Origin of the sequence: Actinacidiphila oryziradicis (assembly GCF_005047355.1) — a bacterium.
In the GTDB taxonomy this organism is placed as follows: Bacteria; Actinomycetota; Actinomycetes; order Streptomycetales; family Streptomycetaceae; genus Actinacidiphila; species Actinacidiphila oryziradicis.
In genome coordinates this window covers 66,117-84,232 of record NZ_SUMC01000036.1, presented here as the reverse complement: position 1 = coordinate 84,232, position 18,116 = coordinate 66,117, and the positions used below count along the sequence as shown (strand labels likewise).

16 protein-coding genes and 1 pseudogene are annotated in these 18,116 nt (G+C 70.5%); 11 read left to right on the top strand and 6 right to left on the bottom strand.

Going from position 1 to position 18,116, the window contains the following annotated elements; genetic code table 11:
• Positions 1-206: 206 nt before the first annotated feature.
• A complete protein-coding gene (locus FCI23_RS30930) occupies positions 207-1,856 on the bottom strand; it encodes an FAD-dependent oxidoreductase (RefSeq protein ID WP_136727255.1) in 1,650 nt (549 codons plus the stop codon).
• Positions 1,857-2,124: 268 nt separating this feature from the next.
• Here FCI23_RS30930 and FCI23_RS30925 point away from each other — a divergent pair, with 268 nt between their 5' ends.
• The 10 genes from FCI23_RS30925 (at position 2,125) to FCI23_RS30880 (ending at position 11,641) form a co-directional block, all read left to right on the top strand.
• Complete coding sequence (locus tag FCI23_RS30925) at positions 2,125-3,240, top strand: SchA/CurD-like domain-containing protein (RefSeq protein ID WP_136727254.1); 1,116 nt, start codon at positions 2,125-2,127, stop codon at positions 3,238-3,240.
• Positions 3,241-3,271: 31 nt separating this feature from the next.
• Positions 3,272-4,564: a beta-ketoacyl-[acyl-carrier-protein] synthase family protein gene (locus FCI23_RS30920; protein ID WP_136727253.1), complete on the top strand. Its 1,293-nt coding sequence runs from the start codon at positions 3,272-3,274 to the stop codon at positions 4,562-4,564.
• Positions 4,561-5,805, top strand: coding sequence for a beta-ketoacyl synthase N-terminal-like domain-containing protein (locus tag FCI23_RS30915; protein WP_136727252.1), 1,245 nt, complete (start codon positions 4,561-4,563; stop codon positions 5,803-5,805). The genes FCI23_RS30920 and FCI23_RS30915 overlap by 4 nt, the downstream gene beginning before the upstream one ends.
• The gene (locus tag FCI23_RS30910) at positions 5,805-6,062 is read left to right on the top strand and encodes an acyl carrier protein (RefSeq protein ID WP_136727251.1); all 258 of its coding nucleotides are present in this window, start codon (positions 5,805-5,807) and stop codon (positions 6,060-6,062) included. Before FCI23_RS30915 ends, FCI23_RS30910 begins: the two co-directional genes overlap by 1 nt.
• Positions 6,063-6,064: 2 nt before the next feature.
• Positions 6,065-6,388: a TcmI family type II polyketide cyclase gene (locus FCI23_RS30905; RefSeq protein ID WP_136727250.1), complete on the top strand. Its 324-nt coding sequence runs from the start codon at positions 6,065-6,067 to the stop codon at positions 6,386-6,388.
• Positions 6,389-6,427: 39 nt separating this feature from the next.
• Entirely contained in the window at positions 6,428-8,137 is a 1,710-nt protein-coding gene (accD, locus tag FCI23_RS30900; protein WP_136727249.1) for an acetyl-CoA carboxylase, carboxyltransferase subunit beta, read from the top strand.
• Complete coding sequence (locus tag FCI23_RS30895) at positions 8,134-8,673, top strand: acetyl-CoA carboxylase biotin carboxyl carrier protein (RefSeq protein ID WP_246144216.1); 540 nt, start codon at positions 8,134-8,136, stop codon at positions 8,671-8,673. Before accD ends, FCI23_RS30895 begins: the two co-directional genes overlap by 4 nt.
• A gap of 5 nt (positions 8,674-8,678) precedes the next feature.
• Complete coding sequence (locus FCI23_RS30890) at positions 8,679-10,079, top strand: acetyl-CoA carboxylase biotin carboxylase subunit (protein WP_136727248.1); 1,401 nt, start codon at positions 8,679-8,681, stop codon at positions 10,077-10,079.
• Positions 10,080-10,406: 327 nt separating this feature from the next.
• Positions 10,407-10,877 (top strand): hypothetical protein, encoded by a 471-nt coding sequence (locus FCI23_RS30885; protein WP_136727247.1) that lies wholly within the window; start codon positions 10,407-10,409, stop codon positions 10,875-10,877.
• Between the two features lie 107 nt (positions 10,878-10,984).
• On the top strand, positions 10,985-11,641 hold the full coding sequence (locus FCI23_RS30880; protein WP_136727246.1) for a class F sortase: 657 nt from the start codon (positions 10,985-10,987) through the stop codon (positions 11,639-11,641).
• On the opposite strand, the gene FCI23_RS30875 is transcribed toward FCI23_RS30880, so the two are convergent.
• The 4 genes from FCI23_RS30875 to FCI23_RS30860 all read right to left on the bottom strand — a co-directional run bounded on the left by FCI23_RS30875 (position 11,626) and on the right by FCI23_RS30860 (position 16,176).
• Entirely contained in the window at positions 11,626-12,699 is a 1,074-nt protein-coding gene (locus tag FCI23_RS30875; RefSeq protein ID WP_136727245.1) for a methyltransferase, read from the bottom strand. The two genes, FCI23_RS30880 and FCI23_RS30875, sit on opposite strands and share 16 nt — an antisense overlap.
• A 103-nt stretch (positions 12,700-12,802) precedes the next feature.
• Positions 12,803-13,846, bottom strand: coding sequence for a right-handed parallel beta-helix repeat-containing protein (locus FCI23_RS30870; protein WP_136727244.1), 1,044 nt, complete (start codon positions 13,844-13,846; stop codon positions 12,803-12,805).
• A gap of 103 nt (positions 13,847-13,949) precedes the next feature.
• Positions 13,950-15,380: a lipase maturation factor family protein gene (locus FCI23_RS30865; protein WP_136727243.1), complete on the bottom strand. Its 1,431-nt coding sequence runs from the start codon at positions 15,378-15,380 to the stop codon at positions 13,950-13,952.
• Between the two features lie 10 nt (positions 15,381-15,390).
• Positions 15,391-16,176 (bottom strand): VOC family protein, encoded by a 786-nt coding sequence (locus tag FCI23_RS30860; protein WP_136727242.1) that lies wholly within the window; start codon positions 16,174-16,176, stop codon positions 15,391-15,393.
• Between the two features lie 229 nt (positions 16,177-16,405).
• Between FCI23_RS30860 and FCI23_RS30855 the strand changes: the two are divergent.
• Positions 16,406-17,115, top strand: a pseudogene (locus FCI23_RS30855) (AMP-binding protein); the annotation flags it as partial.
• Between the two features lies 1 nt (position 17,116).
• Here FCI23_RS30855 and FCI23_RS30850 read toward each other — a convergent pair.
• Positions 17,117-17,986 (bottom strand): S1 family peptidase, encoded by an 870-nt coding sequence (locus tag FCI23_RS30850; protein WP_136727241.1) that lies wholly within the window; start codon positions 17,984-17,986, stop codon positions 17,117-17,119.
• Positions 17,987-18,116 lie beyond the last annotated feature (130 nt).

Below are 18,116 nucleotides of genomic sequence, written 5' to 3'. Positions count from 1 at the left end.
CGAGTACTTCGACCAGACCTACCAAGCCATCGCCGGCCTGGTCTCCGACCGCGCGGCCATGCGGTAATCAACCACCAGCCAACCCGCCAGGCCAGCACAGCCCGACCTCAATCGAGCACCACGTCGTAAGTACGGCGGGATACGTGGGCCCGTTCACACCAATCTCAAAGACTTTTCCCCAATGGGTTTTGACCGTTGACGGCCGGTCAGTGGCGGCTGAGCACCGTCTCCAGAACACCGGCGAGCGTCTGGTCCGGATCAGGCGCGGCTCCGGGCGCCCGCCAGGCGACGAAGCCGTCGGGGCGTACCAGCACCGCGCCGTCGTCGGCGGTGCCGTGGATCTCCGCCCAGTCCGCTCCGGGCTCGGGGACCAGTTCCTGGTCCGGTCCGACGCCGTACGCGTCCAGCGGAACACCCAGCCGGCCGGCCACCCGCTGGGCCGCGGCGAGCCACGGCCGGCCGGCCGGGCCGGTGAGCAGGACGAAGGACCTCTCGTACAGGTCCAGGGTGGAAAGCCGCCCCCCGGCTCCGGTCGGGCGGACATTCCCGGCGTCGCGGCGCAGCCACATGTGCGGGGCGCGGCTGCCGGGCTCGCCGCCGGCATCGAAGCGCTCGGGCACGGGCGGGGCGTCCGGGTCGGTGCCGAAGACGGCGCCCCGGGGGTAGCGGTAGCCCAGGGCCACGGCGAGGACGCCCGCCTGGCGGCCGATGCCGGGGAGGGCGGAGTAGCCGGGGTGGCTGTGTTCGGCGGCCCGGGAGGCGGCGCGGGCGCTGGTGGCTTCGGCGACGGGCTGCCGTTCGGCACCGTAGGTGTCCAGCAGGCCGGGGCCCGCCCAGCCGCCGAGGACGGCAGCGAGCTTCCAGGCGAGGTTGTGGGCATCCTGGATGCCGGTGTTGGAGCCGAAGGCGCCAGTGGGGGACATCTCGTGAACGGAGTCACCGGCGAGCAGGACCCGGCCTTCACGGTAGCGCTCGGCGACGCGTTGGGCCGCGTGCCAGGGAGCCTTGCCGGTGATCTCGATCTCGAGTCCGGGTACGCCGACGGAGTTGCTGATGTGTGCTGCGCAGCGCTCGTCGGTGAAGTCGTCAAGGGTCTCGCCGGCGTCGGGGTGCCAGGGGATGTGGAAGACCCACTGCTCGCTGTTGTCCACCGGGAGCAGTGTCCCGCCGGCCTGATGGTTGGTCAGGTAGCAGGCGATGAAGCGGCGTTCGCCCACCACTTCGGCCAGCCGCTTGGCCCGGAAGGTGACGCTGACGTTGTGGAAGAGGTCGCCGGGGCCGGACTGCCCGATGCCGAGCCGCTCCCGGACGGGGCTGCGCGGCCCGTCGGCGGCGACGAGGTAGTCGGCGCGGACGGTGTGCCGCTCGCCTGTCGGGCGGTCGAGCAGCACGGCGGTGACGCCGTCGGCGTCCTGCTCGAAGGAGACCAGTTCGGTGGAGAACCGCAGGTCGCCGCCGAGTTCCCGGGCGTGCTCCAGCAGCACCGGCTCCAGGTCGTTCTGGCTGCACAGGCACCATCCGGTGGGGCTGAAGCGGGCCAGCCCGCCGCCGGGGTCGATCTCCTTGAACAGCCACTCCTGGTCCGCCCCGGTCAGTGACCCGGCCTGGAGGATGCCGTGGTTCTCGGCCAACACCGAGGCGGCGTCCCGGATCCCCTGCTCGGCGCCGGCCACCCGGAACAGCTCCATGGTGCGTACGTTGTTGCCGCGGCCCCGGGGGTGGTGCGAGGTGCCGGCGTGCTTCTCGACCAGCAGGTGCGGGACGCCCAGGCGGCCGAGGAAGAGTGAGGTGGACAGGCCCACCAGGGATCCGCCCGCGATGAGGACCGGAATCCGGTCGTCGGTCTTGGCAGTCATCAGTCGCTCCAGCGCTTACGAAGGTGGGTCCGCCCGATCCAGCTTCTCCTTGCCCGACCTGGGATGTCCCGCTCTGCCCGGACCACTCATTCGCTCGTATGGACCACAGATCTCGCGCCATCCGTACCAACGGACCACGATCGAGACCGGGCCTCGCCGTCGGATTTTCGGCGGGCGACCAGGCCACGCGCACCGGCCCCGCCACCCAATCGGGTGCCGCCAAAGGCGACGGCGTCCCCAGGCGCGGGCCCCGAAGGAGATGTGGAACATGACAACAACCCTGTCCGAACGGACACCTCAGTCGGCGCTCGACACCACTCGGCTCCGCGTGGTGCTGCTTGTGGAGGTCAACGAGGGCCAGCAGCACCGGTTCCTCGAAGCCTACGAAGCACTCCGCCACCAGGTGGCCGGCGTCCCGGGGCACGTCACCGACCAGCTGTGCCAGTCCATCGAGGACCCCTCGCAGTGGCTGATCACCAGCGAGTGGGAGAGCGCCCCGCCCTTCCTGGCCTGGGTGGAGAGCCCGGAGCACATGGAGATGGTGAAGCCACTCCACGGGTGCGTCCGCGACACCCGGTCGCTGCGGTTCAGCATCATGCGGGAGACCGGGTTCGCTCCCCCGCCCGAAAGGCAGCGCGGCCGGCTGCAGTCCGCTCCCCGGGTGGGTGACGGCGTCGTCCGCCACGCGCTGACCTTCACCGTCAAGCCCGGCAGCGAGCCGAAGGTCGCCAAGATCCTCGCCGGGTACACCGCTCCCGAGGCGCGGGTCGACGACCGCACCCGGCTTCTGCGCACCTCGCTCTTCATGCACGGCAACCGGGTCGTGCGGGCTGTGGAGATCAAGGGCGACCTCATCGCGGCGATGCGCCATGTCGCCCAGCAGCCCGAGGTCCGGGCGGTCGAGGAGGCCATCAACCCGTATCTGGAGGCGGACCGCGATCTCACCGACCCGGAGTCGGCGCGCGTGTTCTTCACCCAGGCCGCGCTGCCGTCGGTGCACCACATGCCGGCGGCCGGGAAGTCCGGGACGGTAGCGCGGCACGCCCTGCTGTACCCGGTGAAGCCCGGGTGCGGGCTCGCGGCGGCCCGGCTGCTGGCCCGCCATGACGAGCTGGCGGGAGGGGATCCGGAGAGCCCGGTCGCGTCCAGCACCATCTTCCTGCGCGGCGACATCCTCGTACGGATGGTGGACATGCGGGCGAAGTTGGAGCAGGTGCCGGTCCTGACGGCCGGTGTCAACGGGACGCGTACGGCGGCGGTGCTCGGCCGGCTGCTGGAGCTCTCCGACAGCCGCGTGCTGACCACCCCCGACGGGCTGCGGCGCTTCCTCGCCTCCTGCGACATGAACCTGGTCACCGACCGCCGGCCGCCGGAGGAGTCCTGAGCCCCTGTACTGCCAACTGGAGGGAGCAACCATGACCACTCACTCCGAACACCGGGGCAGCCGGAGAGTGGCTGTCACCGGGGTCGGCGTCATCGCCCCGGGTGGCGTGGGAGTACCCGCGTTCTGGGATCTGCTCACCGCCGGGCGTACGGCGACCCGGGGAATCACGCTCTTCGACCCGGAGGGGTTCCGCTCGCGGATAGCCGCCGAGTGCGACTTCGACCCGGCGGCGTGCGGCCTCGGAGTCAAGGAGACCGAGCGCGCCGACCGGTATGTGCAGTTCGCGATGGCCGCCGCCGACGAGGCGGTCCGGGACTCGGGACTGGATCTCCGGGAGGAGGACTCTTGGCGGGTGGGGGTGTCGCTCGGCACCGCAGTCGGCGGCAGCACCCGCCTCGAACAGGACTACATCGCGGTCAGCGACTCCGGGCAGCACTGGGACGTGGACCACCGCCAGGCCGGCCCGCATCTCCACCGGGTGTTCTCACCGAGCACGCTCGCGTCGGAGGTGGCGGAGCGCACGGGGGCCCACGGGCCCGTACAGACCGTCTCCACGGGCTGCACCTCCGGGCTCGACGCGATCGGTTATGCCTTCCACGCCATCGAGGAGGGCCGGGCCGATGTGTACATCGCGGGCGCGGCGGACTCGCCGATCACCCCGATCACGGTGGCCTGCTTCGACTCCATCAAGGCGACGTCCACGAACAACGACGATCCCGCCCACGCCTCCCGGCCGTTCGACGCCGGGCGGGACGGCTTCGTCCTCGGCGAGGGTGCCGCCGTGCTCGTCCTGGAGGAGATGGAGCACGCCCTCGGCCGCGGCGCGGCCATCTACTGCGAGATCGGCGGCTATGCCACTTTCGGCAACGCGCACCACATGACCGGCCTCACCCGCGAGGGCCTGGAGATGTCCCGGGCGATCGACCGCGCGCTGGACCACGCCCGGCTGGACAGCTCCGCGGTCGACTACGTCAACGCGCACGGCTCGGGCACCCAGCAGAACGACCGCCATGAGACGGCGGCGGTCAAGCGGTCGCTCGGCCGGCACGCGTACGACATCCCGATGAGTTCCATCAAATCCATGGTTGGGCACTCACTCGGGGCGATCGGCGCGCTCGAGGTCGTCGCGTGCACCCTGGCTCTGGCCAACGGTGTCGTGCCGCCGACCGCGAACTACGAGACGCCCGACCCGGAGTGCGACCTGGACTACGTGCCGCGCGTCGCGCGCGCCATGAAGCTCCGGACCGTGCTCTCGGTCGGCAGCGGCTTCGGCGGCTTCCAGTCCGCCGTGGTGCTGAACCGGGCGGAAGGGAGCTCGCGATGAGTACCGGGGCAAAACGGCGCCCGGTCCTGACCGGCATGGGCGTGATCGCCCCGAACGGCATCGGCACGGACGCCTTCTGGAAGGCGACCCGGGAGGGAGTCAGCGTCCTGGACCTGATCTCCCGCGAAGGGTGCGGGCATCTGCCGCTCCGGGTCGCGGGCGAGGTCCGGACCTTCGATCCGGCCTCGGTCATCGAGGAGCGCCTCCTGGTCCAGACCGACCGGTTCACACACTTCGCGATGGCCGCGGCGGACTTCGCTCTGGCCGACTCCGGGCTCGACACCGCCAGTGGCTCGCCGTTCGACGTGGGCGTGGTCACGGCGACCGGGTCCGGCGGCAGCGAGTTCGGGCAGCGCGAGATGCAGCACCTGTATGTGCAGGGACCGCGCTATGTCGGCCCGTACCAGTCCATCGCCTGGTTCTACGCGGCCAGCACGGGGCAGATCTCGATCCGCGGCGGCTTCAAGGGCCCCTGCGGTGTGGTGTGCAGTGACGAGGCCGGCGGCCTCGACGCTCTCGGGCACGCCGCCGGGAACATCCGGCGCGGCGTGGACGCGATCGTGGTGGGCGCCGCCGAGGCGCCGCTGGTGCCGTACTCGATCGTCATCCAGCTCGGTTACGAGGAGCTCAGCCGCTCCGCCGACCCGGGCCTCGCCTACCGGCCGTTCACTTCGGCCGCCTGCGGGTTCGTGCCCGCGGAGGGCGGCGCGATGTTCGTCGTCGAGGAGGAGTCGGCCGCCCGCCGGCGCGGGGCCCGGATCCGGGCGGTGGTCGCGGGGCACGCCGCGACCTTCACCGGGGCCGGCGCCTGGGAGGAGTCCCGCGAGGGGCTCGGCCATGCGATCCGCGGCGCTCTGGACCAGGCCGGGTGTGTGCCGTCAGATATCGATGTCGTCTTCGCCGACGCCCTCGGTGTCGCGGCCGCCGACCGCGCCGAGGCGCTGGCGCTCGCCGACGTCCTCGGCCCGCGGGCCGGACATGTCCCCATCACCGCCCCCAAGACCGGTATCGGCCGGGCCTACTGCGGCGCCCCCGCGCTGGACACCGCGGCCGCGGTGCTCGCGATGGAACACGGCCTCGTACCGCCCACTCCCAATGTCACCGATGTGTGCCACGACCTCGATCTCGTGACCGGCCGCCCGCGCTCCGTCGAGCTGCGGACGGCACTGGTCCTGAGCCGCGGCCTCATGGGATCCAACGCGGCGCTCGTGCTCCGCCACCCCGAAGGAGAGTCCCTGTGATGATCAGTGAACTGACTTACGCCGACGTGGCCTCGCTTATGAAGAGCTGCGCGGGCCTCACCGCCGACCCGCTGCTGCTGGAGAGCAGGCCCGACACCCCTTTCGCCGACTTCGGACTCGACTCGCTCGGCCTGCTCGGGATGGTGGCCGAACTGGAGCACCGGTACGGCATGCCCATCATCGGCGACGCCGAGGGCGCCAGGACCCCGGCCGACTTCGTCGACCGGGTCAATTCCTCACTCACCGTGGAGGCCTGACCATGTCACACCGTGCACTGATCATCGCCCGTATGAAGCCGGACGCTGCCGACGGCATCGCCGAGGTCTTCGCCGCATCCGACCGCGGCGAGCTGCCGGGGCTGATCGGGGTCACCGGCCGCAGCCTCTTCCAGTTCGGCGAGGTGTACGTCCACCTCGTAGAGGCCGACCAGCCCCCGGGGCCCTCCGTCGCCCAGTACGCCAGCCACCCGGCCTTCCGCGACATCAGCGAGCGGCTCAGCCCGTACGTCAGCGCGTACGACCCGGCGACCTGGCGGACCCCGAAGGATGCCATGGCCAACGAGTTCTACCGCTGGGAACGCTGATGGGGTTCCACGGGCGACGGCACGGACGGGAGGACGGTCATGGCGGTCCCTGATGAGCGGCCCACCGCCTCGGCAGCCGACTGGGTACGGTGCGAGGGCTGTTCCGTCCTGATCTACGGCAAGCGCTTCAGGCGGACCTTGAACGTCTGCCCGGAGTGCGGCTGGCACGCCCGCCTCACCGCGCAGGAGCGGCTCGAGCAACTGCTCGACCCCGGCTCCACGTCGCCCGTGGACCATGTGGAGCCGCTGCACGACCCGCTCGGCTTCACCGACACCCGCCCGTACGCCGACCGGCTGGCGGACGCTCGCGCCGCCACCGGTCTGCGGGAGGCCGTTCTCTGTCTGCGGGGCCGGATCGAGGGCCGGCCGGTGGTCGCCGCCGCGATGGACTTCCGGTTCCTCGGCGGCAGCCTCGGCTGCGGGGTCGGCGCCCTCGTCACGGAGGCGGCCCGCACGAGTCTGCGGCACCGGATCCCGCTGCTGCTGGTCACCGCCTCCGGTGGCGCCCGTATGCAGGAGGGCGTGCTGGCACTCATGCAGATGGCCAAGACCTCCCAGGCCCTGACCGAACTCGACGAGGCCGGGATCCTGGTCGTCTCGCTCATCACCGACCCGACATACGGAGGCGTGGCCGCGTCCTTCGCCACCCTCGCCGACGTGATCATCGCCGAGCCCGGCGCCCGCCTGGGCTTCGCCGGACCCCGCGTCATCGAACAAACCACTGGTGAGCGCCTTCCGAAGGGCTTCCAGACCGCCGAGTTCCTGCTGAAGCACGGCATGGTGGACGACGTGGTCCCCCGCTCCGCGCTCCGCCCGGTGCTCGGCAAGCTCCTCGGCCTGCCGCCCGAGCAGGACCACGGCCACGACCAGGCCGCCGGCCTGCGCGAGCCGCGGCCCGGTGCGATTGTGCGCCGGGTCGAGGAGGTCCAGGAGCGCGACTCGTGGGAGGCCGTGCGGTTGGCGCGGCACGCCGAGCGGCCCACGACGCTGGACTACGCCGGACATCTGCTGGACGACTTCCACGAGCTGCACGGCGACCGGCTGGCCGAGGACTGCGGCGCGATCGTCGGCGGTCCGGGGCGGCTGAACGGGCTGCCGGTGATGCTGATCGGCCATCACAAGGGCGGCCCGGACCTCGCGGAACGGCAGCGCCGGAAGTTCGGGATGCCGACGCCGGGCGGCTACCGGAAGTCGGCGAGGCTGATGAGGCTCGCCGCGAAGCTCGGGATGCCCGTGGTCACGCTGATCGACACACCGGGTGCGAATCCGGGAGCGGACGCCGAGCGGAGCGGCCAGGCGGTCGCGATCGCGGAGAATCTGCGGTTGATGTCCCGGCTGCCGGTGCCGATCGTGGCGGTGCTGACCGGCGAGGGAGGCAGCGGTGGCGCGCTCGCGCTGGCGGTCGCCGACCGGGTGCTGGTCAGCGAGGGCGGGGTGTATTCGGTCATCAGCCCCGAGGGCTGCGCGGCGATCCTGTGGAAGGACTCCGAGTCGGCCCCCGCCGCCGCGGCGGCGCTCCGGCTGCACCCCCGCGAGCTGCTGCGGCTCGGCGTCGTCGACGGTGTCGTACCGGAGCCGCCGGACGGGGCGCACAGCGATCACGCCGCGGCGGCCGGGCTGCTCGGCGAAGCGCTGGCCACGGCGCTCGGCGAACTGGTGCCGTGGGAAGCCGAGCGGCTGGTGCGGGCCCGCAGGGGCCGGTTCGGCCGTTTCGGCGTCGATGGAGACGAAAGAGAAGGTGCGTCGTGACACTGGGCAGTGAGAAGAAGAATCACCACGAGCACAGCCACCCGCCGGTGGTCGTGAACCACAGCACCCCGCCGGGCCCGACGACGCTGGAGTCGGTGTGCCGCAGCGTGACGGAGCTGGCCAGGGCAGCGCCGAAGCCGCCGCGCAGGATCAGGCTCCAGCATGGGCAGACGACGGTCGAGGTGGAGTGGCCGGAGCCGGAGACGGCCGCCGCGGTGCCGGTGACCGTCACGCTCCCCGAAGCTCCGGAGCCCGCTTCCGGCCAGGAGGTGCGGGACGGGCTGCGGTACGTGTGCGCCCCGATGGTCGGCACGTTCTACCACTGCCCCGAACCGGGCACGCCGCCCTTCGTCTCGGTCGGCGATGTGGTCCGGCCCGGACAGACCATCGGCATCCTCGAGGTGATGAAGATGATGAGCCCGGTCCAGGCGGACTCCGGCGGACGGATCGTGGAGATCCTCGCGCCGGACGCGCACTCCGTTGAGTACCAGGAACGGCTCATCGCCATAGCGCCCGCGAACCAGGCCGAGGAGTGATCCGCATGTTCTCCACCGTCCTCGTCGCCAACCGCGGTGAGATCGCGCTGCGGATCGCCCGCGCCTGCCGTGAGCTCGGTATCCGTACCGTGGCCGTGCACTCCACCGCGGACCGCGACTCCGCGGTCGTACGGTTCGCGGACGAGGCGGTGCACATCGGGCCACCGCCATCGAAGGGCAGCTATCTCAGCGTGCCGGCGATCGTGGAGGCGGCGCTGCGCACCGGGGCGCAGGCCGTCCACCCGGGCTACGGATTCCTGTCGGAGGATCCGGACTTCGCGGAGATCTGCGAGGCGAACGGCATCACCTTCATCGGCCCGGCGCCGCACGTCATGCAGCAGCTCGGCGACAAGGCGGTGGCCCGCGCCGTGATGGCGGAGGCGGGGCTGCCAGTGCTGCCGGGCAGCAGGAACGCGCTGGCCTCGTCCGCGGAGGCGAAGGAGACCGCCCGGCGGACCGGCTTCCCGGTGATCCTGAAGGCGGTGGCGGGCGGCGGCGGGCGCGGTATGGCCGTGGTACGCCAGCCGGAGGAGCTGCCGCGCGCCTACAACGAGACCCGGGCGCACGCGAGAGCGGTGTTCGGGGACGACCGGCTCTATCTGGAGCGGTTCATCGAGGACGCCCGGCACATCGAGGTGCAGGTCCTCTGCGACCAGCATGGCTCGGCGGTCCACCTGGGCGAGCGTGACTGCTCGGTGCAACGGCGGCACCAGAAGCTCGTGGAGGAGGCGCCCGCGCCGAATCTCCCGGACACCGTGCGGGAGGCGATGTGCGCGGCGGCGGTGCGCGGTGCCGTCGCGGTGGGTTACGTCGGGGCGGGCACGTTCGAGTTCGTGCTGGCGCCGTCCGGCGAGTTCCACCTCATGGAGATCAACTGCCGGCTCCAGGTGGAGCACCCCGTCACCGAGATGGTCACCGGGATCGACATCGTCAGGGAGCAGATTCTCATAGCCGCCGGCCTGCCGCTGTCCTTCCGCCAGTCGGAGATCGTCGCCCGGGGTGTGGCCGTGGAGTGCCGGGTCAACGCCGAGGACCCGGCCCGGGACTTCGCCCCGGCGCCCGGCCTGCTGACCGAGTTCGTGCCGCCGGGCGGCCCGTTCGTACGGGTCGACACGCACGCCTATCCGGGCTGGCTCATCGGGCCGGACTACGACTCCCTGCTGGCGAAGACCGTCGTGTGGGCGCCGGACCGGCAGCAGGCGATCGCCCGAATGGACCGGGCCCTGAGCGAGTTCCGCGTCGACGGCGGCGGTGTACGGACCACTCTGCCCTTCCTGCGCCGGACACTGGCGCGCCCGGAATTCCGGTCCGCGACCCACACCACGGATCTGGTCGCCACGATGTCCGCCGAGGGGGCGGCTGGTGGCGCGGAGCCCGGCGACCCGGCTGTCGTCGCCGCGGGCTGAAGACGGACGTGAGCCGGTGCCGGTGCCGCGCCGCCCGCCCTCGCAATGGGGGCACGGCGCGGCACCGGCCGGCGCTCCGCCTCGCGGTGCCATGCCCTCCGCTCCCCGGCCGTCCAGCCGATAAAACTGACCCGGCGTCAGAGGGACATTCCGCAAACGGGTGAACCAGGGCCCCCCGCCACCCGAAGGGTGCACATACCCACCCGAATGCAGCCTTCTCGGGTGGCAGGGCCGCGAAAGCTGGCTGACGGTGAGGGTGGCGCCTCCGCGATACCACCAGCTGACGTCGGGTCGGCAGTCGCCCGGAGCGCCGGAAGGAATACCCACATGCGTCCCGCTCGCATTCTTTTCGCCGGCGCCGCGCTAGCCGCGACCTTGACCCTGGCAGCCCCCGCCGCCTACGCCGCTGCCACCGTTGTCTCCGATGCGGGCGGCGGCGACAGCCAGTCCTGGAGCGGCGGCCAGGACGGATCGTCGGGCGGCTACGAATCGAACAACTCTTGGAAGGGCGACAGCAACAGCGACGGCGGCGGCAGTTCCTCGGGCGGTAAGGAGAAGGACAGCTCCGACGGCGGTAGGGAAAAGGACGACTCCTACGGCGGCGGCAAGGAGAAGGACTACTCCGGGGGCGGCAAGGAGCACGAGCACCAGAGTCCGCACGGCGGTATGCACACCGGTGGCGGCGGCATGGCGATGTCCGGAAGCGGTATGACGGCCGGGGCGGTCCTGCTCATCGGCGGCCTCGGCGCGGGGGCGTACGCCCTGCGCCGCCGTCCCCTGGCCGGCAGCGTGGCCTGATTCATGCCGCTGCCGCACACCCGTCCTGTCGTGGCCACCCTCGCTCGGCGCCGGTGGCCACGATGCGCCGGAGAACGCCGGTGCCGTCCGAAGAAAGGCCTCTCCTCATGGACAGCAGCGTCCGCATGCTCCGCTGGGCCGCCGCGGCGGCCCTAGTCGGCCTCCTCCTGATCTACAACTCAGTGGAAGCCTCCCCGACCTCCTCGACCACGTCGACCTCCTCGACCACGTCGGCCGCGTCGCTGCCCGTGGCGTCGGCCCCGGCGGCCACGCGGCTGGCCCCGTCGGGCCCGACGATGAGCAGGTCCCGTCCGGTGCGCCTGGAGATCCCGCAGCTCGGGCTGAGCGCGCCGTTCACCAGGCTGCGGCTGGACCGCTCGGGTGTGCTAATTCCTCCGCCCAGCAACAACCCCAACCTGGTCGGGTGGTACGGGAACGGGGTCACACCCGGCGAGCGCGGCCCGGCCATCGTGGCCGGCCATGTGGACACCAGGACCGGCCCCGCGGTGTTTCTGCTGCTACGGATGCTCGATGCCGGCAACATCGTCGAGATCACCCGGGCGGACGGGACCATCGCGGCCTTCTTCGTCGACGACGTCGAGACGTACAGCAAGGCCGGCTTCCCCGACCGGGCGGTGTACGGGGACACCCCGGACGCGCAGCTGCGGCTGATCACCTGTGGCGGGCAGTACGACCGCACGCGGGGGGGTTACTTGTCCAATGTCGTCGTCTTCGCGCACTTGGTCTCCTACCGGAAGGTCTGAGCGGCACCGACCGTACTGTCGAACGCGTGCAGGTAGCCGTTGACCGGACGGATGTCCCCGATGCTCAGACCCGCTTCCGTCATCCGGGTGACAAGGCTGTCCCTGGAGTGCTTGCGGCCGCCTACGTTGAGCAGCAGCATCAGGTCCATCGCCGTGGTGAACTTCATCGAGGGGCTGTCGTCGACGATGTTCTCGACAACGACGACCCGGGCGCCGGGGGGTGCGGCCCGGACGACATTGCGCAGCGTCGCGAGGGTGCTCTGGTCGTCCCACTCCAGGATGTTCTTGATGATGTACATGTCCGCCCGGACCGGGATCTCCCGCCGGCAGTCGCCGGGCACCAGCCGGACCCGTGCCGCGAACTCGCCGCCGTCGCGCAGCCGCGGGTCGGCGTTGGCGACGACCTTGGGCAGGTCCAGGAGGGTTCCATGCAGGTGCGGGTGCTTCTCCAGCAGGCTGGCGATGACGTGTCCCTCGCCGCCGCCGATGTCGGCGACCGTCTCCACGCCGGCGAGGTCGAGGAATTCGGCCACCTCCGCCGCCGACTGCCTGCTGGAGGTGGTCATGGCCTTGTTGAACACCTGAGCCGATGACGCCGCGTCCTCGTGCAGGTACTCGAAGAACTCCTTGCCGTAGAGACTGTCGAAGACATGCGAACCGGACCGGACCGCCTGGTCCAGGAGCGGCCACGCCGCCCAGGTCCACGGCTCGGTGCACCACAGGGCGATGTACCGCAGGCTGTTGGGGGCGTCCTCGCGGAGCAGCCGGGACAGCTCGGTGTGGGCGAAGCGGCCGTCCTCGGTCTCTTCGAAGATCCCGTAGCAGCACAGCGCGCTCAGCAGCCGGTGCAGCGGCTGCGGCGCGGCGTTCACCGCCACGGCCAGTTCGTCGGGCGTGGCCGGGGCCTCCCCGAGTGCGTCCGCGACGCCGAGTGTGGCGGCGGCACGGACGGCCGCGGCGCACGCGGCACCGAAGACGATCTCGCGCAGCCGCATGACCGGTGGCGGGGCAGGAGGGATGGCCGTAGCGGTGTTGGTGGTGGGGCCTACGGTGGCCATGGGACCGCCTTTCTGACGCAGAAAGTTTGCTGCCGCCAACCCGCCGACGAGCCGGTCGTCCGCGGGTTGGCACACGCCGGGGGCGAGGGACGCACGACAGGCGTCAGCACTTGCCCGTAGGCTCCGAGATCTTGCACGCGTTTGCGGTGAAGGAGTTGCCCGAGCCCTTGTCCCGGTCGGCCAGGTCGGCGGGCCCGTTGCCCTGCAGGACGTTGTCCTTGATGGTGTTACGGGTGTTGGCGATACCGACCATGCTGGGGAAGAGCACGACTCCGCCGGACATCGACGAGGCCCCAGTGTTGTCACGCACCACGTTTCCGGTCACAGTCGTGTCCTCGACGCCGGTGAGGAGGATGCCGGTGCCCTGGAAGTACGGAAGCCGGGAGCTGGCCGCGCAGTACTTGTTGTTCGCGGACACCGTGTTGCGGGTGACGGCCAGGGCGCCCGCCCGGGGCTTGCCTTCGTCACCGACGACCATCACGCCCGCGCAGTTGCCGGTGATGTCGTTGCCATCGACGGTGAGGTTTCTGAGGCGGCGGATGCCGACGCCGATCCGGTTCCCGGAGAGGTTGTTGCCTTGGATGACGGTGCCCTGGGTGTCGGTGGCTCCGCCCTCCTCGCTGATCGTGTTCGCCAGGTAGATCCCGGACTGGCCGTTGTTCTTTGACGTGTTGTCCCGGAAGTCGCCCCGGATGGACTTTTCCTGGCCGATGCCCTGCTGGCCGTTGTCCTGCGCGAGGACCTCGCGCACGCTCATCCGGTCGGTTCCGGTGCCCCAGATGCCGTTCTTGGTGAATCCCCGGACGGTCAGCGCCCGGATGTTCACTCCGGTGAGCTTGGTATCCGCCGTTCCGGTGACGCAGATCCCGTGGCCGGCCAGCGCGCAGGCGTTCTTCGATCCGGCGGTTCCGGGCGAGATCACGGTGGCCGCGCCCGCGCCGGTCAGTGTCAGGCCCGGGACCGTCACCTGGATGCTCTCCCGGTAGGTGCCCGGGCCGATGGCGACGGTGTCCCCCGGCCGTGCGGTATCCACGACCTGCTGGATGGATTCCCCCGCCTTGACGACCCGGCGGGCCGCGCCTTGCGCGGCCGGAGCGGTGCACCCCAGTCCGGCGGTGGCGATGACAATGGAGGTAATCGTGGCCATATTTCTTGATTGGCGTATTTGCATGGTTCATGTCCCGTTTCTCCCAGGGACCCCCGCGAAATTGAAGCTATGGGCGATCCCCGCACCCCGCCACTCGGCGAAGTCAGGCCTGCCCGTCGGTCGGGGCCATGGAGGACAGCGTCACCGGCGGCAGGTACTCGCGTATGAAGGTGCGCTCCCACCAGGCCCCGCTGGCCCGCAGCTTCGGCCAGCCGGTGAAGCGGTAGACGTAGAGCCTGGCCCGTACATAAGTCGGCGGGGAGTCCGGGAAGGGGTTGGTACGCAGCAGCCTCAGGGTCGCGGGGTCGTTCATCAGGAGCCGGGTGACGAACGGCAGGAACCAGGGCTGGGCGAAGCCGGCGGAGATCCCGGCGAACCACATCAGCCAGTCCAGGCGGAGGTGGTACGGCGCGAATTGGCGCGGCATGCGCCGGACATCGCCGGGCTTGCCCTTGAAGCCGTACTCCTTCCAGACCGTGTTGCCGGTGATCTCGGCGTCGTCGGTGCCCTCGACGATGACCTCCTGGCGGATCCGGTTGACGCTGCCGAAGGCACCGTAGGCGTTGACCAGGTGGAGCCGGTTGAAGGAGTAGTTCATCAGCTGGCCGCGGCCGACCAGATTGCGGGCCGGCCAGTAGCTGAGCACCGCCACCAGCGCGGTGACGGCGAGCACCACGCCCACGTACCAGGCCGGGGCGGGCGCGAAAGCCGGGGGCGGGCTCGACGCGGGGACGACCGCCGAGAGGGCGAGCACAATGGTGAGCCAGTTGAGCCAGGCGAAGTTCCCGGAGAGTACGAGCCACAGCTGGGTGACCACGATCAGACCGGCGGCCACTCCCGCGACGGGCTGCGGGGCGAAGAGCGCGACGGGGACGACCAGCTGGGCGACATGGTTCGCGGCGACCTCGACGCGGTGCAGGGGTCTCGGCAGGTGGTGGAAGAACCAGCTGAGCGGGCCTGGCATCGGCTGGGTCTCGTGGTGGTAGTAGAGGCAGGTCAGATCGCGCCAGCAGCGGTCGCCGCGTATTTTGATCAGCCCCGCGCCGAATTCGACGCGGAAGAGCAGCCAGCGCAGCAGCCACATCACCAGGACGGGCGGCGCGGTGCGGGCGTTGCCCAGGAAAACCGCGAGGAAGCCGGTTTCGAGCAGCAGCGACTCCCAGCCGAAGCCGTACCAGGTCTGTCCGACGTTGACGATCGACAGGTACAGCGCCCAGAGCACCGCCCACATCAGCATCGAGGCCCACAGCGGCACCAGGTCGGCCGCCCCCGCCGCCACCGCGGCGGACAGCAGTACGCCCAACCGGGCGACGGCGGCGAAGAAGCGGTCGGAGTAGCGCAGGTGGAAAAGGCTGGGCGACTGCCGGAAAGGCGTCCGGGACACAAAGCGCGGCACCGGCAGCATGCCGTTCTCACCGATGAGGGCACGGAACTGGTTGACCGCGGTGAGGAAGGCGATGACGTAGAGCGCCGCGAGCCCCCGCTGGAAGAGCAGCCTGCCCATCCAGGAGCCGGGCGCCGCGAACCATTCCATGCCCGTACCGCTAGGCGTAGCCGCTGACGATCGACAGCAGCGCGCCTTCCGGGTCACGGATCCCGGCAACGCGGCCGTAGGCGCTGTCCCTGGGCTCGCCGGTGATGTCGCCGCCGAGCTCCTTGGTGAGCTGCACGGCCTCGTCCACGTCGGCGACGCCGAAGTACACATGCCAGCGGGGCCGCACCCTGGGGTCGGCCGCGGCCTCGACACCGCCGCTGAGGATCCCGGCGACACTGTGACCGTCGACCACGAGCACGACGCGGTCGTTCTCCCAGCGGACCTCGTAGTGCTCCGGGTCGCGCTTGTCCCAGCCGAACACCTCTCCGTAGAACATCGCCGACGCGAAGGCGTCCCGGGTCCGCAGCTCGATCCATACGGGCGCGCCGACCCTGCGCAGCCGGGTGCTGAGGCCCTTCTCGCCCTCCCAGATGCCGAAGGAGGCGCCCCCGGGGTCGGAGCAGAGCGCCATCCGCCCCGTGTCGAAGTCCAGCGGTCCGACGGCCACAGTGCCGCCCCGGTCGCGGATGTCGGCGGCGGAGATGTCGGCGTTCTCGACACCGAAGAAGGTGGTCCAGGCGACCGACAGCTCCATGTCCCGGGCGCCCGTACTGATCCCCGCGACCTCGGTACCGTGAACCACGGCTCGTACGTAGTCGCCGAACCGGGTGGGGGCGTGCTCGAATTCCCAGCCGAGCAGCGCACCGTAGAACTCGGTGGCCACCCTCAGGTCGCGAGCGGTGAGGTTGACCCAGCAGGGTGCCCCGGCGACACAGCAGATCTTGGCGCTGGACACAGCCGACTCCTTCCCGCCCCCGCCTCTTCCAGCATGGCGCGGGTTCGCGCCGGGGGCATCTTGGCTACTGCCCAGCTCACGCGGTCCGATGCCTGCGGATCTTGGAGCCTGACCGGCGCTGCCGCGTACGATCGGGGACCGGCCGCCCCGCCCGCCATCTGCTCACTGGAGACGAGTCTGTGACCAACGCACGCATCCCGGTCATCGTTCTTGCGGGATTTCTGGGGTCTTCGACGGCGCGGGGGCGACCATCCATGAGGGCTACGGCCTGACGGAGAGCACGGCGGCGGCCATGTCAACCCTCCCGGCCGGGTCCGGTTCGGCACCGTCGGACAGCCCGTACCCGGATCCACGGTAGGGCTCACCCACGACGGCGAGATCCTGCTGCGCGGCCGGACGGTCTTCTCCGGCTATCTGGGCGACCCCAAGGACACGGCGGGCGCGCTGGGTGACGGCTGGCTGCACACCGGTGACCTCGGGTCCCTCGACGCGCACGGCTATCTCACGATCACCGGCCGCAAGAAAGAGATCATCGTCACCGCGAGCGGCAAGAACCTCTCCCCCGGCCTGCTGGAGGACCGGGTCCGGGAGCATCCGCTGATCGAGCACTGTGTCGTCAACGGCAACGACCGGCCGTTCGTGGCCGCTCTGGTGACTCTCGACCCCGACGCCATGGCCTACTGGCTCAAGATCCGGGAGAAGAACCCGGCCGACCCCCGCGACGTGGTGCGCGACCCCGACCTGGAGACCGAGGTGCGGCGGGCGGTCAGCGCCGCCAACACCCGGGTCTCACAGGCCGAGTCCATCCGGGCCTTCCGTATCCTCCCCGTCGCCTTCACCGAGGAGCAGTGCCTGATCACACCTTCGCGCAAGCTCAGACGGAAGGTGATCGAGGAGGTCTTCGCCGGGGAGATCGAGGCGATCTACGCGCGGACCTGAGCTATGGTTTGGGCAGCGCGCACCCGGTCAGGGTCAGGTCGAGCTTGTTGCCGGTGCCGAAGCAACTGGTGATCCCGTAGGTCTCCTCCGCGTAGTTGATCCCCTGATGAACCGTGACGGTGCCGTACTCGTCGACCTCGCACGGGTTGTTCAGCGTGCATGTCTCGCCGTCCTCGTTGCCCGTGTTGTTGATGGCGATCACCTTGCCGGTGGCGGTGTCGATGACGGGCGAGCCCGAGGTGCCGCCGATGGTCTGGCAGGCGGAGGTGTAGCGGACCGAGTCCTTCCAGGTCCAGCTGCTCTCCTCCAGGCGGTAGACGAACGCGTCGATGTTGCAGGTGTAGATCGTCTTCCAGTAGCCGGAGACGACCTTGATCGCGGCCCCCTGGGTGGGGTGGGTCGCGGACAGCTCCAGGGGGCTGATCCCGTACGCCGACTGGATGGCGGCGTAGGTGCTGCTGAGCTGGTACAGCGTGACGTCGGTGTCGGTCATCGTCGCGTAGGCGACCTTGGTGGCCTGCAACGTGCCGATCCTGGTGCCCGAGGAGTTCAGCAGGCCGAAGGTGCGGGAGGACGACGAGTTGACCAGGACCTGGCCGGGGTTGAGGAACCCGGTGCTGATGCAGTGGCCGTTGGTCATGACGAGGGCGGGGTCGGTGGAGACCGAGGTCGGCAGCTTGATCAACGAGCCGGAACAGTTGCTCAGCGACACGGTGCCGGCGAAGTCGACGGTGACAGCCGCCGGTGCCTTCGCCTGCGGGGCGGAGACCGCACTGTGGCTTGTGGCCGATGCGGGAGCCGCGCCGATGCCGGCAACCGCCGCTCCCACGACAACAACAGTCGTGAGTGCGGCTTTGAGAGGTCGGAACATGTGGGGGATCCTCTCCAGACCGAAGATTGTTCGGTAATTGTCATGCTCATTGTCGTTACTGGAGAGGTTGTGGAACAAGGGGGGAAAACCCTTGGGCCCTGCCCGGGCGATCCCGGAAAGCCGGACGGGC